Annotated in this window: 12 protein-coding genes and 1 tRNA gene; 11 read left to right on the top strand and 2 right to left on the bottom strand. The window is 47.7% G+C overall.

Annotated features, from left to right (window positions below; translation table 11 throughout):
• Window positions 1-101: 101 nt before the first annotated feature.
• From GGR41_RS02285 to GGR41_RS02235, 11 genes are all read left to right on the top strand, one after another.
• Window positions 102-1310 carry a CaiB/BaiF CoA transferase family protein gene (locus tag GGR41_RS02285; protein WP_167660457.1) on the top strand — a complete coding sequence of 403 codons (1209 nt, stop codon included), beginning with the start codon at window positions 102-104 and terminating at the stop codon, window positions 1308-1310.
• 134 nt (window positions 1311-1444) lie between these two features.
• Window positions 1445-1529 (top strand) — tRNA-Leu (locus GGR41_RS02280).
• 1548 nt (window positions 1530-3077) lie between these two features.
• On the top strand, window positions 3078-3539 hold the full coding sequence (locus GGR41_RS02275) for a PACE efflux transporter (protein WP_167660456.1): 462 nt from the start codon (window positions 3078-3080) through the stop codon (window positions 3537-3539).
• Window positions 3540-3802: 263 nt separating this feature from the next.
• Window positions 3803-4810: a LacI family DNA-binding transcriptional regulator gene (locus GGR41_RS02270; RefSeq protein WP_167660455.1), complete on the top strand. Its 1008-nt coding sequence runs from the start codon at window positions 3803-3805 to the stop codon at window positions 4808-4810.
• A 22-nt stretch (window positions 4811-4832) separates the two neighbouring features.
• Window positions 4833-5843, top strand: a complete 1011-nt coding sequence (locus GGR41_RS02265) for an ABC transporter substrate-binding protein (protein WP_077733362.1) — start codon at window positions 4833-4835, stop codon at window positions 5841-5843.
• 13 nt (window positions 5844-5856) lie between these two features.
• On the top strand, window positions 5857-6672 hold the full coding sequence (locus GGR41_RS02260; RefSeq protein WP_167660454.1) for an ABC transporter permease: 816 nt from the start codon (window positions 5857-5859) through the stop codon (window positions 6670-6672).
• Between the two features lie 8 nt (window positions 6673-6680).
• Window positions 6681-7475: an ABC transporter permease gene (locus GGR41_RS02255; RefSeq protein ID WP_167660453.1), complete on the top strand. Its 795-nt coding sequence runs from the start codon at window positions 6681-6683 to the stop codon at window positions 7473-7475.
• A gap of 12 nt (window positions 7476-7487) precedes the next feature.
• Window positions 7488-8543: an ABC transporter ATP-binding protein gene (locus GGR41_RS02250; protein ID WP_077734948.1), complete on the top strand. Its 1056-nt coding sequence runs from the start codon at window positions 7488-7490 to the stop codon at window positions 8541-8543.
• A complete protein-coding gene (locus GGR41_RS02245) occupies window positions 8540-9379 on the top strand; it encodes a phosphodiesterase (protein ID WP_167660452.1) in 840 nt (279 codons plus the stop codon). The genes GGR41_RS02250 and GGR41_RS02245 overlap by 4 nt, the downstream gene beginning before the upstream one ends.
• 211 nt (window positions 9380-9590) lie before the next feature.
• Window positions 9591-10520 carry a 50S ribosomal protein L3 N(5)-glutamine methyltransferase gene (gene prmB / locus GGR41_RS02240; protein WP_167660451.1) on the top strand — a complete coding sequence of 310 codons (930 nt, stop codon included), beginning with the start codon at window positions 9591-9593 and terminating at the stop codon, window positions 10518-10520.
• Between the two features lie 12 nt (window positions 10521-10532).
• Window positions 10533-12467: an ATP-binding cassette domain-containing protein gene (locus GGR41_RS02235; RefSeq protein WP_167660450.1), complete on the top strand. Its 1935-nt coding sequence runs from the start codon at window positions 10533-10535 to the stop codon at window positions 12465-12467.
• Between the two features lie 9 nt (window positions 12468-12476).
• On the opposite strand, the gene GGR41_RS02230 is transcribed toward GGR41_RS02235, so the two are convergent.
• Both GGR41_RS02230 and GGR41_RS02225 read right to left on the bottom strand, forming a co-directional pair.
• Entirely contained in the window at window positions 12477-14774 is a 2298-nt protein-coding gene (locus tag GGR41_RS02230) for a UvrD-helicase domain-containing protein (protein WP_167660449.1), read from the bottom strand.
• Window positions 14771-15979, bottom strand: coding sequence for a DesA family fatty acid desaturase (locus GGR41_RS02225; RefSeq protein ID WP_167660448.1), 1209 nt, complete (start codon window positions 15977-15979; stop codon window positions 14771-14773). Before GGR41_RS02225 ends, GGR41_RS02230 begins: the two co-directional genes overlap by 4 nt.
• Window positions 15980-16033: the final 54 nt, after the last annotated feature.

Genomic DNA, 16033 nt, shown 5'->3' with positions numbered 1-16033 from the left:
GTCCTATAGTTTACTAGTAAGCAAGGTAAAGGTGTCTACTGATTTTTATACCTATATCACTATTTAACTATTTCACTGCGCAAGCGAAGGATTACGTCGTTATGGCAAAACCCTTGTCTGATATACGAGTTTTGGAGTTGGGACAGTTAATTGCAGGACCTTTTGCGGCAAAAATACTTGCGGAATTTGGTGCAGAGGTAATTAAGGTAGAACCCCCTCAAACTGGCGACCCACTACGAAAATGGCGTCTATTACATAAGGGTACATCGGTTTGGTGGGCGGTTCAATCGAGAAACAAACAATCGTTGGCATTAGACCTACGTCAAAAAGAAGCCCAAGATATTGTTAAACAACTCATTACAGAGTGCGATGTACTCGTAGAGAACTTCAAACCCGGTACACTCGAGCAATGGGGTTTAGGTTGGGATGATCTACAAAAAATCAACCCTCAATTAGTCATGTTGCGTGTGTCAGGTTATGGGCAAACAGGCCCTTATAAAGATCGGCCGGGTTTTGGCTTGGTGGGTGAAGCCATGGGCGGTCTGCGCCACCTCAGCGGCGAACCTGGCCGCGCCCCGGTACGGGTAGGCATATCAATTGGCGATTCTTTATCGGCATTACATGGGGTGATAGGCGTTTTACTTGCTCTACGCCAACGGGACAAAGACGGCTTAGGTCAATATATAGACGTAGCACTGTATGAGTCAGTCTTTAATATGATGGAAAGCCTTTTGCCTGAGTACTCTGTATTTAATGAAATACGTCAGCCAGCAGGCAGCGCCCTGCCGGGTATTACACCCAGTAATGCTTATTTAAGTAAAGACCATAAATATGCGCTGATCGCAGGGAATGGGGATAGTATTTTTCAGCGGTTAACACAAGCAATGAGTCGTCCTGATTTAGGCCAAAACCCCCTTTATGCCCATAACGATGGTCGGGCCCGCCATGCCGCAGAGATTGACCAAGCCATTGCAGAATGGGCCAGTCAATATACTCTTGACGAGTTATTGCATCGTTTGCACGAGCATCGTGTACCAGCGGGGTGCGTGTACGATATTGAAGACATCTATCATGATCCCCATTATCAAGCACGCAACATGATTGTTCAGACAGAGCTAGAGGATGGCACCCCCGTCGCCGTTCCTGGTGTGGTACCCAAACTAAGCCGTACGCCCGGCGCAATCACCACTAAGGCCCCACGCTTGGGGCAACACACGGCGCAAATTCTGTCTGACCTTGGCATAGACCCTGAAACCCAGAAAAAATTACTCGAAGCGGGTATTATTGCTACGGAAGATAAAAAAGACTAGACAAAGCGTTTTTTTAGTATTACTATCTATTTTTCGTTGATTGCAGTGCCCATGTGGTTGCAGCACACGAAAAAAAGCTTGACAGTAAAAATTAACTTATATATAATTTTTATCTTTTGGCAGTAAAGAAAAAAGCGAACGTGGCGGAATTGGTAGACGCACCAGATTTAGGTTCTGGCGCCGAGAGGTGTGAGAGTTCGAGTCTCTCCGTTCGCACCAAACATTGAAAGCCGTTGATTTTATGGGATCAAAATCCTTTAAAATCAACGGCTTTTTCGTTTTTGTTCAATCTACTGATAGCCTAATATCAAATATTCAACACCATAGGCCCCAAAAAAGCCCCATAGCACTACGCTGTTTACTAAAAGCCGTCTAGACAATACCTAATAACTAAAAACCTTTTCAATTTATTGCACTTTGGTAGCAGCGGCAGGTAAGGATTACACTCAAAGAAAGAACGGCTTTAGCGCCACGCTATACACCCTACTCTAATAGCAAAGTTTTTTCGGGCAAAACGCATAAAAAAACCTTCCGCCGCAAAAGAGGAAGGGTTATAATAATTAACTATAGCTGGTTTACACCGCAATTGGGCTACGCCCTACTATCTATTTGCCCTAACAAGCAAGGTAGTTTTTTATTCACTTAAATGTAGACAGGTCATGTATCTAGATGACCTAGATAACACCGTCCAATCAATATCTCTTCGTAAGGCCATCGGCATCTTGCTGCCGTATACTAACCGAATGAAATTGTAAAATAGTGTCAGAATATAGGCGTTTTCATTGCAATAAAGTGAAAACCTTGTATACTTACGACCTTTTGTGTCATCTACCAAGCGTTGGATTAGGTGTTACGACTGAGTTGGTGTTAGTGCCCAACTAAAACATTAAAAGTAAAGCCCTACTTTTGTGTCTTCCGAAACCCTGCTATATGGGAGCAGTCGTAACACCTAATCTAGCGCTTTGCGCCAATACGAATCGCTATTTGTTAATCTGCAGCGGTATCTTCTGAGAAAACGCTAGGCATTTACCTAGGATTGTTTTCATCCATCTGAATTTATTTAATACTAGCTGTTAATGACTTTCTATTAGCAGGTATTAGTATTACTAATTCATAGCGATTAAAAGATTGAATACAATCGTACCAAACTCCGTAACAAGTCGCAACAAGCAGATCGAATAATTAACCCTAATTATTTATCTAACAAGAGACTAATTGATTAATGTTAAATTAGTATGAATTCGTATTGCGGTACTTTACCGTTATAAAGTACCCAAGTCGTTTAATATGATATATCTAATCTTTTTTAATTGATTAAACTATACCTTGATCTGCTATGAGCTAGTGTAGGCATAGGCTATTGCTAGCGCAGCAAAGGCCATCTCAACTAAAAAGGCTACACATCAAACAGCATCTTGTCTATTGCTAATAAACCTAATTCTTCTCTTATACCTATCCATAAATAGGAATAAACCCTATTTATTTATTGCTACATTGTCTAAAGTAGTTATTAATTATTTAAATCGCTTTATGTATGGCAACGAACAAGCCTCCTCTGCCCTATAGGGGTTAAATAAGGGGCAAGTGCTCTAGGAAAACGGCCTACCTTTTTGATATACCTATCGCCGTCACCTAAGGCGGGCTTTTGACAGTAGCAACCTCGAGCCGTAGAATAATGGGGCAAGCGGAAACCGCGGCTTGTTAAGGATTTTTACTATGTTTGACCGGGGCGGGCCGGCTCTTTAATCAAGAGTCCCTTTTGGCTCAATGGAGTTTGCATTGATTACGCTTAGTCCCTTTAAACGTCGCTTAACTTACGTTACGGTTTTTGAAATTCTTGCAGTGGTTTTCTCTACGCTTATCTTAATGAATCTAAGCAATAGTGAGGCCCAAGATTCATTACCTGTTGCTATTATGGTGTCAGCAACGGCTGTCATTTGGAATTACACTTACAATACGCTTTTTGAAATGTGGGAACGCCGTCATCAGGTCATGAATCGTAGTTTGCGTCTACGGTGCTTTCATGCAATAGGCTTTGAAGGCGGTTTAATTCTATTTTGTTTACCCATTTATATGCTGTGGTACGGCGTAGGTGTGTGGGAAGCCTTTATCATGGAATCAATCTTATTGGCTTTCTTTTTGGTGTACACGTTTTTATTTACGCTGTGTTTTGATAAATTGTTTACTCTACCCCAACACAGCCTACCCAATACTGCATCCAAGGCCTAAACCCGCATAAAACGCTCTCGCCTCTGTTCTTACAGGGGCTTTTTTACGTCTGCATGGGTTATAGCTATTTTTAATCAGCCGTCACCGAGGCTAGGGATTCCCCCAAGTTAAAGCAAGCCGTTGATTTAAAAGACAATAGACCGTGAACTGTTTATTTATACAACAGTGACATCGACAGTTGTTTACGTATTTTCATTTTTTTGACATAATTTCATGCTTTAATGTAATCGATTACATTTTTACTTAGGCACATCACTAGGCAAATGAACATACAAAAAGTCGCTCAAGCTGCTGGCGTTTCTGTAGCTACGGTATCGCGTACGTTTAACTTTCCCGATAAAGTCTCGGCCACTACTCGCGCCAAAGTTGAAGCCGCTGCAGCGCGCCTTCAGTATGTGCCTAATGCCAGTGCTCGTAGTTTACGCACGCAAAACACACGCACCATTGGGGTGCTGTTACCCACATTAAACAACCCCGTTTTTACTGAATGCCTACAAGGAATTGCAGAAACCGCAGCCGAGCGCGGTTTTTCGATTATGCCTTTCACCACGGCTTATACCCTGGACCAAGAGCTCGAAGCCGTGAAAAAACTCCTTGGGTTTGGTGTAGAGGGCGTCATTTTAGTGGTCTCTGACCCAAAGCATTCGCCTGCGTTAGAGCTACTGCAATCGACAAACATCCCTTATGTGTTGGCATACAACTGGGATCCGGATCATCCGTGTGTTTCTGTGAATAACCAATTGGCTTTTTCTGAGATCGTGGCATTTTTAGCCGATCTGGGTCATCAACATATTGCGATGGTTAGTGGCCAACGTCATGCCTCTGACCGCGCCCAACAGCGTTATGAAGGCTTTGTAAAGGGTATTGAGCAAGCTCGATTACCGCTTTTACCCCTCATTGAAGTGCCATTCATTGATAACGCCGTAGAGGCGATTGCACAAGCACTACAAAAAGAGCGTACGGCAACCGCTTTAGTTTGTTCTAACGATTTAATGGCCATTCGAGCCATCCGTGCGGCTCATTTGTGTGGCTACCAAGTGCCACGCGACATGAGCGTGACTGGTTTTGACGGCGTACGTTTAGGTCAGGACCTTACCCCAAGTCTCACCTCTATCGCACAACCTAACGCCGATATTGGTCGCCATAGCTTAGAGCTTTTAATTCAACACTTAACACAACGCGCTCCTCTGCATGCTAAAGCTAGCCTTTTGTTGACGCACCAGCTTCAACCTGCCGAGTCCAGTGCACCTCCTTTTATACCGCATGACTAAGGTCATTTTTACAGGAATGATTATGCCATCCTTATTGAAACGCCTCGCATACACCAGTGTGATCGGCTTGAGCTTGGGCATCAGCAGTCTACAGGCTCAAACTGCCATTTGTTACAACTGCCCGACCGAATGGGCAGACTGGGGTACTCAACTTCGCGCCATTGAACAGGAAACCGGCGTTAAGATCCCCGCTGACAACAAGAACTCTGGCCAATCGTTGGCTCAATTGGTTGCAGAAAAAGCCAAGCCGGTGGCTGACATCACCTACCTTGGTGTGAGTTTTGCCATTCAAGCCGACAAAGAAGGCGTTTTAGACACGTACCAACCTGCCGGCTGGGACCAAATACCCGCTGACCTGAAAGACCCCGATGGTAAATGGTTTGCTATTCACTCTGGCACGATGGGTTTTATGGTGAATGTAGACGCATTAGACGGCAAACCCGTGCCCCGCTCTTGGGCCGATTTATTAAAGCCTGAATACAACGGACTGATTGGTTACCTAGACCCCACCTCTGCTTTTGTGGGCTACGTGGCTGCCGTGGCGGCTAACACGGCATTAGGCGGTACGCTTGATGATTTCACTCCTGCTTATGAATACTTTCAAGCCTTGCAAGACAATGACCCTATTGTGCCTAAGCAAACCTCTTATGCACGTGTTTTATCGGGCGAAATTGCTATTTTGCTTGACTATGACTTCAACGCCTACCGTGCTAAGTATAAAGATCAAGCCAATGTGGAGTTTGTCATCCCCGAGGAGGGAACGGTGATGGTGCCTTACGTGATCAGTCTGGTTAAAGGCGCTCCGCAAGCAGAAAATGCAAAAAAAGCGCTCGACTTTGTGTTGTCAGACGCGGGCCAGGAAATTTGGGCGCGCGCGTACTTGCGTCCCGTTCGCGCTGATGCTATGCCGGAAGACATCAAAGCCTTATTTATTGATGAAAGTGAGTACAACCGAGCCGTGTCTGTGGATTACGGCAAAATGGCGGACGTTCAACGCTCTTTCTCTGACCAATACCTAAAAGAAGTCCGTTAATTTAGTCTCTCTTATGTCAAGCTCTGCGTTTCATCAAAGTCAACGCACCATTCTATTAGCCTGTCTGGCACCAGCCACCGCTTTTTTTCTGGCTTTTTGGTTGCTGCCCATGGCACGGCTGCTGGCTCTCCCGGCCCAACAAGGTTGGGAGACCTATTTTGTGGTTCTGACGCACTCTCGGTATTTAACCAGCTTGGTTAATACGCTTGTTCTCTCTTTAGTCGTTACCGCTCTTACCCTTGTTTTAGGAGCGACTGTCGGTATTTATTTAGCCCGGACTCCTATTAAAGGCAAAGCCTTTTTGGTTTCACTATTGACCATGCCGCTTTCTTTTCCTGGTGTTATTGTGGGTTTCTTTGTGATTTTACTTGGTGGACGCCAAGGCCCAGTAGCGGATATTTTTCAACAGCTGGGTATGGGTAGAGTCACGTTTGCCTATGGCATGATTGGGCTTTTTCTGGCCTATTTATACTTTTCGCTGCCACGCGCCATTGCCAACTATACCGCGGCCGCTGAGGCCATGGATCCGGCATTGGAAGAAGCCGCTCGTACGCTTAATGCCTCGAAATGGCACATCGTTCGTGATGTATGGATTCCTCAGCTCGCCCCCACTACGGTAGCCAGCGGAGCTGTGATTTTTGCAACCTCAATGGGCGCATTTGGCACAGCCTTTACGCTATCAAGCAAAATAGAAGTCTTGCCTATCTCTATTTATAACGAGTTTACTAACTACGCTAATTTTGCGTTGGCGGCCTCACTGTCTATTGTGTTGGGCTTAATTACCTGGCTCGTGCTGTTTATTGCTCGCATTATGACTGAGAAGAAATAAAGACTGGTATGAAAAACTCACACTCATCACCCTGGCTACGCCTGACCACGTTGTTAGTCTGCCTCTTTATGATTGGCCCACTGTTTTTATCTTTATACGCCGGCTTGGTAAATAACTATGGCGCTGGTTTTAAAAGCGGTTTTACAACACGCTGGCTCCAAGAGGTTTGGTCTATTTATGGGGGTACAGTTGGCTGGTCAATTTTAATTGCCTTGGCTTGTGTACTTGGCACCTTATTGATTGGTGTACCTTGTGCGTATGCATTAGCTCGACACCCCTCGAAGTGGGCGCGCGCCTTTGAGGAGCTTCTGACCTTGCCCGTCGCTGTACCCGGCCTGGCTTCCGCGTTAGCCCTTATTTTGGCTTATGGTCAAATTAGTGCTTTTAGACAAAGCTTTTTGTTCATTTTAGTAGGCCACATTATTTTCACCTTGCCATTTATGGTGCGCGTGGTGGCCTCGGCCTTACAGAAAGACGAACTCTATGCCATCGAAGAAGCAGCAAGAACCTTAGGGGCTTCTTTCTTGCGTCGCTTTATCGGCGTCATCATTCCTGCCGTCTTTCCAGCCATTGTTGCTGGGGCCATGATGGTTTTCACGCTATCAATTGGTGAGTTTAATCTCACTTGGATGTTGCACACACCCTTAACTCGCACATTACCGGTAGGGCTAGCAGATAGCTATGCCTCAATGCGCGTGGAAGTGGGCTCTGCCTATACATTACTCTTTTTTATGGTGATTCTGCCCGTGTTATGGATCATGCAAGCCCTCGCTACTTTTGCGCAAAAAAAATACGGAAATTAAGTCAAAATCATGATGCAACTCGATCGAATTAGCGTTGATATTATTAATAGCGCTAAAACCTACCCGGATGGTACCCAAGGCTTAAAGCCCACAAATCTCCATATTCACCCTGGTGAAGTGCTAGCCTTACTCGGCCCATCAGGCTGCGGTAAAACCACTTTATTACGCATGATTGCTGGATTAGAAAGCGCCGATACAGGCAGCCAAATTCTCTTTGGGGATCAAGATGTTACCGCTAAGCCTGTAGAACAACGTAATGTAGGCATGGTCTTTCAGAGCTACGCTCTATTTCCACAAATGAGTGTGCAAGCCAATATTGGTTATGGCTTAAGCATTCGCGGCGTTCCTGCCGCCGAGCGTAAACAACGCGTCGGTGAACTCGTGGACTTGGTCCATTTAAATGGGATGGAACACAAACGCCCCTCCGAACTATCTGGCGGTCAGCGTCAACGTGTCGCTTTGGCGCGCGCGGTGGCTGTTCGCCCTCGTGTTTTGCTGCTGGACGAACCGCTTGCTGCGTTGGATGCCAAACTTAAAGAAACCCTTCGGGATGAGCTCGCTGACTTGTTACGGCAGCTAGGCATTACGGCTATTCACGTCACCCATGACCAACAAGAAGCCCTTGCTATTGCAGATCGTTTAGCGGTCATGCATGCTGGCCGCATCATGCAAGTAGGCCGTGGCGAAGACCTATATCGTGACCCAAGTCATGCCTTTGTTGCTGAATTTTTAGGTCGAGTGAATCGTATTAGCCGTAGCGCTGATGCCCGTCGTCGTCAGACCATCGAGCTAGGCACATTTACTCAAGCATGTCCCGACGTACTCAAAAACAGCGACACACTTTTTGTGCGCCCGGAAGACATACAACTGACGTTGCCTAACGCCGAGGTAGCGACCGGTAAAATCATTCAACGCACTTTTTTGGGTGAACGCATTGAATTTAAAGTGCAGCTAACCGAAACGCAATCTTTAATGGTAGAAGCTCATAACCAGTGCCCGTATCAGCTAGGCGATACGGTTGGCCTTATTATTCCCCCTACGCGCTTTTTGAATCCTGACGCAGAATGAATCAAACCTTATTAGTACAAATTAGCGATTTACATATTCGTGAACCGGGCCGTTTAGCCTATGGTCGTATTAACACGGCCCCGTATTTAGAAAAGGCCGTAGTAGCCATTAATCGTTTGCCGCAGACGCCAGATGCGGTAGTGATTACGGGTGATTTGACGGACTTTGGCCGCGTTGCCGAGTATGAGCATTTACGTGATCTATTGGCCCCCCTCACTGTACCCGTTTACATGCTGCCAGGTAACCACGATGAACGGCATGTGTTAACTCAATGCTTTCCTCAATTGGATTATTTAGAAAGCACATTAGCTAACCAGTACACTCAATACGTTGTGCCTGTGGGCCCCTTACGTTTGATCGCCCTTGATACCAGTGTTATTGGGCAAAGTAGTGGCGTTCTTTGCGCAGAACGTTTGGCTTGGCTTGAACAAGCATTAATTGATAACGCCGAGCATCCCGTAGTGATTGCTATGCACCATCCACCTTTTAATACCTTGATTGGTCATATGGATCAGATCGGGCTTTTGCAAGGTGGCCCTGAGCTGGAACAATTATTACGTCGTTTTAGCAATATTGAGCGGGTAATTTGCGGTCATTTGCATCGTCCTATTTCTACTCGTTTTGGCGGTACCATTGCTTCGACCTGTCCAGCCCCAGCTCATCAAGTGTGTTTAGACCTCAGCCCCACTGCGGAATCTGCTTGGTGTTTAGAACCACCGGCCATGCAAATTCACGCGTGGGATCATCAAGCCCGCCGCCTGGTGTCTCATTTAGCATTGATTGAAGATTTTGAAGGTCCTTACCCTTTTCATGAGGGTGGGAAACTCATCGACTAATAACAACACCACATGTACTACCCCTGTAAAAGTCGCCTGCTTAGGCCTTTTACTTTAAAGCCGTTATCACTAACGGCTTTTTTTTGTGGTGGCAGTCAAGTTAAGGATTTATGCTCTTAAAACCCAAACCAATACGACGAAGAGAAGCCCGATTAGCGACGGGTTCACTGATATAATAAGAAGTTAATTTTTTCGTTTATACAGGTTTTTTATGAGCGCTACGTCCCATTCATTCTATGCGGAAGCATTTACCGATTTAAGCACGGCACGCGATTTACTACGCTGGGCTTTAAGTCAATTTCACCGCCATGAGCTCAGCTTTGGTCATGGTAGCGACAACCCATCGGACGAAGCCATTTACTTGTTACTGCATACGCTGCATCTCCCATTAGATACCATTGATCCTTTTTTAGATGCCGCTTTAACACGCAGTGAAAAACACCATTTTTTAGATTTAGTGCGACGTCGTTGCGAGGAACGATTACCCGCTGCGTACCTGACTGGCGAGGCTTGGCTCCAAGGTCTGCGCTTTAAAGTCAGCCCAGACTGCATTGTGCCGCGCTCTCCCATTGCCGAACTGCTTAGCACGCAGCTGGCACCTTGGGTCGAAGACCCGATGGCCATTCACTCGGTGCTTGATGTGTGCACGGGTTCAGGATGCTTAGCGATTTTGGCTGCGCTCACTTTCCCCGAAGCTCAGGTAGATGGCGTCGATATCTCCCCCGCTGCACTCGCCATTGCCAAGGAAAACATTGAAACCTACCACCTGACCGAGCGGGTATGTGTGCTGGAAAGTGACTTATACAGCGCAGTAAAAAATAAAAAATACGACCTGATTATCTCTAATCCGCCCTATGTCAACGAAGACTCCATGCACGCCTTGCCCGCCGAATACTTGCACGAGCCACGTATTGCTCTGGCCGGTGGGGATGATGGCATGGACTTAGTACGTATTATTTTGGAGCAAGCCGCTTCCCACCTTAACGAAGGCGGTTTGTTAGTACTAGAAATAGGTAATGAGTACGATCACTTTTGTGCGGCCTTCCCCCAGCTCGACCCGGTCTGGCTCAGCACTGAAACCGCTGACGACCAAATCCTGCTCCTCACTTACGAGCAGTTACAACGCTTTAACCCCAACTAACAGGACTATTACGTGATTCGTGCCACGGATTTAGGTTTACGCCGAGGAACCAAAGTTCTACTCAGCAATACGCAATTTGTTATTAACCCCAAAGAGCGCGTAGGCGTAGTGGGCCGCAATGGTGCGGGCAAATCGACTCTCTTCGCTTTATTCCAGCATCTACTTGATGCGGATAGCGGGACATTAACGATTCCTTCAAGTTGGCGTATTGCCAGTGTCGACCAAGAAATCCGTGAGCGTGATCGACCTGCTCGCGAGTTCGTCATTGACGGCGATGTTCATTTACGCAGTCTTCAAGCGGAACGTGCTGCCACCCCTGATGAACAAGGCGAAGACATTGCGCGCTTAGAAAATGCCCTCATCGAAGCCGATGCATGGACGGCTGCTTCGCGTGCCGAACAACTCTTAGCCGGTCTGGGCTTTAAACCAGATCAGTGGTTATTACCCGTCGGCCAATTTTCCGGCGGTTGGCAAATGCGTATTGCCTTAGCCCGAGCGCTGATGGCGCCTTCTGATTTACTCTTGCTAGACGAGCCCACCAACCACTTAGATTTAGATGCTATGTTGTGGCTAGAGCGTTGGTTACAGTCCTACCCAGGTACCGTATTAACTATTTCCCACGATACCGAGTTTTTAGATGCCGTAAGCACACATATTTTGCATTTTGAGCAGCAGCAACTGACTAAATACCGGGGCAACTACTCGGCTTTTCTAAGCCAACGAGCAGAGCGCTTGCGTCAAGATCAATTAGCTTGGGAAAAACAACAACGCGAAGTGGCGCATTTACAAAGCTTCATTGATCGCTTTAAAGCCAAGGCAACCAAAGCCAAACAAGCGCAAAGCCGGGTCAAAGCACTGGCTAAAATGCAAGAGCTGGCACCCGTTCGATTGGATGGCTCAGTCCAATTTAGCTTGCCCACACCAGAACACATGCCCGACCCCTTGTTACGGCTTATTGAAACCGATCTGGGCTACAGTACACCTGAAAAGAAAATTATCCTACGTCAGGTAAGCGTCGATGTGCGCAGCGGCAGCCGTATTGGTATTCTGGGCATGAACGGCGCAGGCAAAAGTACGCTAATTAAAACACTGGCTGGCGAAATCGCTGCGCTTAATGGCGAGCTCGTTACCTCAGCACGTTTAGAGGTAGGTTACTTTGCTCAGCATCAACTGGATATGATCGAGGCCGAGCTCAGTCCTATTCAACATATGCAACGTATCGCACCCGACGTGCGCGAGCAAGAGCTACGCAATTACCTCGGTCGTTTTGCTTTTAGTGGTGAAATGGCCACCGATACCACGGCAGGTTTTTCCGGTGGCGAAAAGGCGCGTTTGGCTTTAGCCTTAATTGTATGGCACAAGCCGAACTTATTGCTGCTTGATGAACCCACCAACCACCTTGATGTGGAAACTCGTGAAGCCTTGGCGGCCGCCTTGGCCGAGTACGAAGGCAGTGTGTTGGTTGTGTCTCATGATCGACAACTTTTACGTTCTACGGTCGATAACTTTTGGATTGTGGCTGACGGTCAGGTTGCGGAGTTTGATGGCGACCTAGAAGACTACCGCGATTGGCTATTAGGGCGTGCAGCCCAGTTGCGTAGCGCTAAAAACTTATCTAGCGAGACCAATGAAGCTGAACCTACCGTAGATCGCCGTACTCAGCGTCGTCTTGAGGCCGAAGCACGTCAAAAAATGGCTCACTTACGCAAGCCACTCGAGAAAAAGATTCAGCAGCTTGAAAAGCACTTAGAACAACACAAGACACGCCTAATCGAGCTTGACGAATTAATGAGTGACCCCGCATTTTATGGTGACCAATACAAAGAGCAGCGCCCTGCTTTGCTTGCTGAGCACGGCGAGATCAGCAAGCAAATTGATCAACACGAAGAGCAATGGTTGGATTTACTTGAACAAATCGAGCAAATCGAAGCCGAATATAAAGTGTAAGCGTAGCGTTTAGCCGCCGGCTATGATGTCGAGCTTAGCAATACCCAAAGCCAACGTCTTTGTGCCCGCATCACGAAAATGAATCTGAGCCTGCGCCTCGTTGCCGCTACCGCTTAAGGTCAATACGGTGCCATCGCCAAACTTGGCGTGGCGCACACCTTGACCCACACGAAAATGCTGGTCGCCTACAATAAGACCGCTTTTAGCTACGGTTGAAGCCATGCCGCCATTAGAAGCTGGCGCACTGGAGCCATACTGTGCCCGTGCTTTATCCCAAGACGAACCACCTCGACCGAACCCACCTACCCATGAACTGGTTGCCACCGGCGCGGCTTGACGTGGCGTCAACCATTTCACGTTTTCATCGGGCAGCTCATCTAAGAAACGAGAGCGCGTTGCATAGCGCGTTTTCCCATGCAGCATACGACTTTGGGCCAAGGTCACATAGACACGCTTACGGCCCCGAGTGAGAGCCACATACATTAAACGGCGTTCTTCTTCGAGACCGTCTAGCTCTGCCAGACTGTTCTCGTGAGGAAAAAGCCCTTCTTCTAGGCCTGTCACAAACACGGCATCAAACTCGAGCCCTTTAGCGGCATGGATGGTCATGAGTTGAACAGCGGCTTGACCCGCTTGAGCTTGGTTATCGCCGGCCTCGAGTGAAGCATGCGATAAAAAAGCAGCCAGTGGCGACATAGCGGCCAAGACAGCATTGCCATTTTCATCGATGGACTTGGCTTCAGGTGTAACCGGAATACGCCCAGCCACCTCGTCAGCCAAGCCTTCTTCGGTGACAAACATTGCCGCTGCGTTAACTAGCTCTTGTAAGTTCTCGAGGCGATCTGCGCCCTCGCGGTCGGCCTTGTAGTGCTCAAGAAGACCACTGTCGTGCACCACTTGCTCGATCAGCTCGGGTAAGCTCAGCATTTGTGCCTGAGCGGCCAAGTGGTTGATGAGCTCGATAAATTTACCCAAGTTGGTACCGGCACGACCAGTCATATAGGGTACAGACCGGTACAAACTGCAATCGTATTGGCGCGCATAGTCACCCAACTGCTCGATTGAACGTGCCCCAATACCACGGGTGGGGAAGTTCACCACCCGTAGCCACGAGGTGTCATCATTTGGGTTGTCAATTAAACGCAAATAGGCCAAAACATGTTTGACCTCTTGGCGTTCAAAGAAACGTTGTCCACCGTATACCTTGTAAGGGACTGCCGAACTAAAAAGCTGATGCTCAATGACTCGCGACTGGGCGTTACTGCGGTACAGCACGGCGATCTCGTCATGAGGATAGCCATCGCGTAACAAGGCCCGAATTTCCTCGACTACCCATTGCCCTTCGAGGGTATCCGAGGCTTTTTCTACGATGCGTACTGCCTCGCCTTGGCCTGAGTCAGTCCAAAGCTTTTTTCCTAACCGGTCAGCATTGTTAGCAATGAGCGCATTAGCGGCATCTAAGATATGGCCGCTAGAACGATAATTTTGCTCTAGGCGCACCACATTGCCTTTGGCGTAATCCCGCTCAAAGCATTTCATATTGCTGATATCAGCACCTCGAAACGCATAGATGGATTGATCGTCATCCCCCACCGCAAACATGGCGGCGTGATCGCCAGCTAATAAGGTAAGCCACGCATATTGCAATGGGTTAGTGTCTTGGAACTCATCAATCAATATATGCGCAAAACGTTGCTGGTAATGCTGACGCAATGGAACGTTATGCTGCAGGAGCTCGTAGGCCCGTAACAGGAGCTCGGCAAAATCCACCACCCCTTCGCGTTCGCACTGCTGCTGATACAGCTCGTAAATTTCGACTAGACGTCGAGTATGCGGATCAAAGGCCTCAATGCGATCGGGACGTAAGCCTTTTTCTTTTTGTGCATTAATAAAACGTTGCACATCGCGCGGTACGAACTTTTCGTCATCAATACCATTAGCTTTAATCAAGCGCCGGATGGCGGCTAATTGGTCTGCACTGTCTAAAATTTGAAAGCTTTGTACCAACCCGGCGTCTTGGTGATGCAAGCGCAATAAACGATTACAGAGACCGTGAAACGTACCCACCCACATGCCACGTGTATCGATAGGTAATAATGAATTAAGCCGCATCAGCATCTCGCGTGCGGCTTTATTGGTAAATGTAACAGCTAAGAGCGCATAAGGGCTAATGCCCTGCTGCATCAACCACGCCATACGCGTGGTGAGCACTCGGGTTTTACCGCTTCCCGCCCCCGCTAGAATTAGCGTGTGGTGGGCGGGCTGGGTAACGGCTTGAGCTTGTTCTGGATTTAAGCTCTGGATCATGCTGCGTAACGACGCAGACGCAAAGCGAACTGCTCTAGGCTATCAATTCCACTTTGCTGGGCACGATGCACCCAAGCGCGTAAGTCGGTCAAAAGCTGATCGCTGGTCGCGCTGGAACTTTCCCATAGACGGGATAGCTCGACCTGCATTTGTACTACTGTAGAAAGCTTGCCCTCGTCCTCGAGCACTTTTTGTAACTGGGCGCGTTGCTCTTCGTTGAGAACTTGATCACCACGACCAATCCAGTCGCCGCAGCGTCTTAAGAGGGACAACTTGCCGTGGTCGTCTTTGTTTTTAAGACGGACGATTTCTTCGGTAGCGGTTTGGCGAATGACGTCAGCATAGCGCGCTAGAATTTCATAGCGGTGGGTAATGACCCCCTGAAGTGTATCTAGACCGATATCGGCTGACGCGGCTTTATTCGCTGGCTCTAGGCGCAGCTTAGGCGCTACTTTTTTTACATGAGCCAACTTGAAAAAGCGCAAGATGCTGATATAAACCCAACCCAAGTCAAACTCGTACCATTTGCTAGAAAATTTAGCGGACGTTCCATAGGCGTGGTGGTTATTGTGAAGCTCTTCGCCCCCAATAATAATGCCCCATGGAAACACATTCGTACTGGTATCAGGGCTAGCAAAATTGCGGTATCCCAACGCATGGCCAATGCCGTTAACAACCCCGGCCGCCCAGAAAGGAATCCAGGCCATTTGCACGGCCCAAACGGCTAGACCTACTAACCCAAACAGGGCCACATCAATACCCAGCATAATTAAAATGCCCAGGAAATTGTGGCGCGAGTACACATTGCGTTCCATCCAGTCGTCGGGCGTACCATGACCAAAGCGCTTGAGGGTTTCCTCGTTTTTGGCTTCCTCGCGATAGAGCTCAGCACCACGGAAGAAAACCATGCCTAGACCAAAAACCACTGGAGAATGAGGATCGCCTTCGCGTTCGCAACGCGCATGGTGTTTGCGGTGAATGGCAACCCATTCCTTGGTGATCATGCCCGTGGTAAGCCAAAGCCAAAAGCGAAAGAAATGCATCACAGCAGGATGCAAGTCAAGGCCTCGGTGGGCTTGGCTACGATGTAAAAACAACGTTACCGAAATAATAGTAATGTGCGTGACCACTAGGGTGAACAGAACTACCTGCCACCATGACCACTGCAATAGCCCGTCGGCTAGAAAATGAAGAATATTTTGCATAGACCTATTATGGATAAACCATGTGAGTCAATTACAACTAAAGAAATACAGCCA

Origin of the sequence: Paenalcaligenes hominis (assembly GCF_011927625.1) — a bacterium.
Taxonomy (GTDB): Bacteria; Pseudomonadota; Gammaproteobacteria; order Burkholderiales; family Burkholderiaceae_B; genus Paenalcaligenes; species Paenalcaligenes hominis.
Note: the sequence above shows the minus strand (reverse complement) of the source record. Positions and strands in the feature narration are given on the sequence as shown.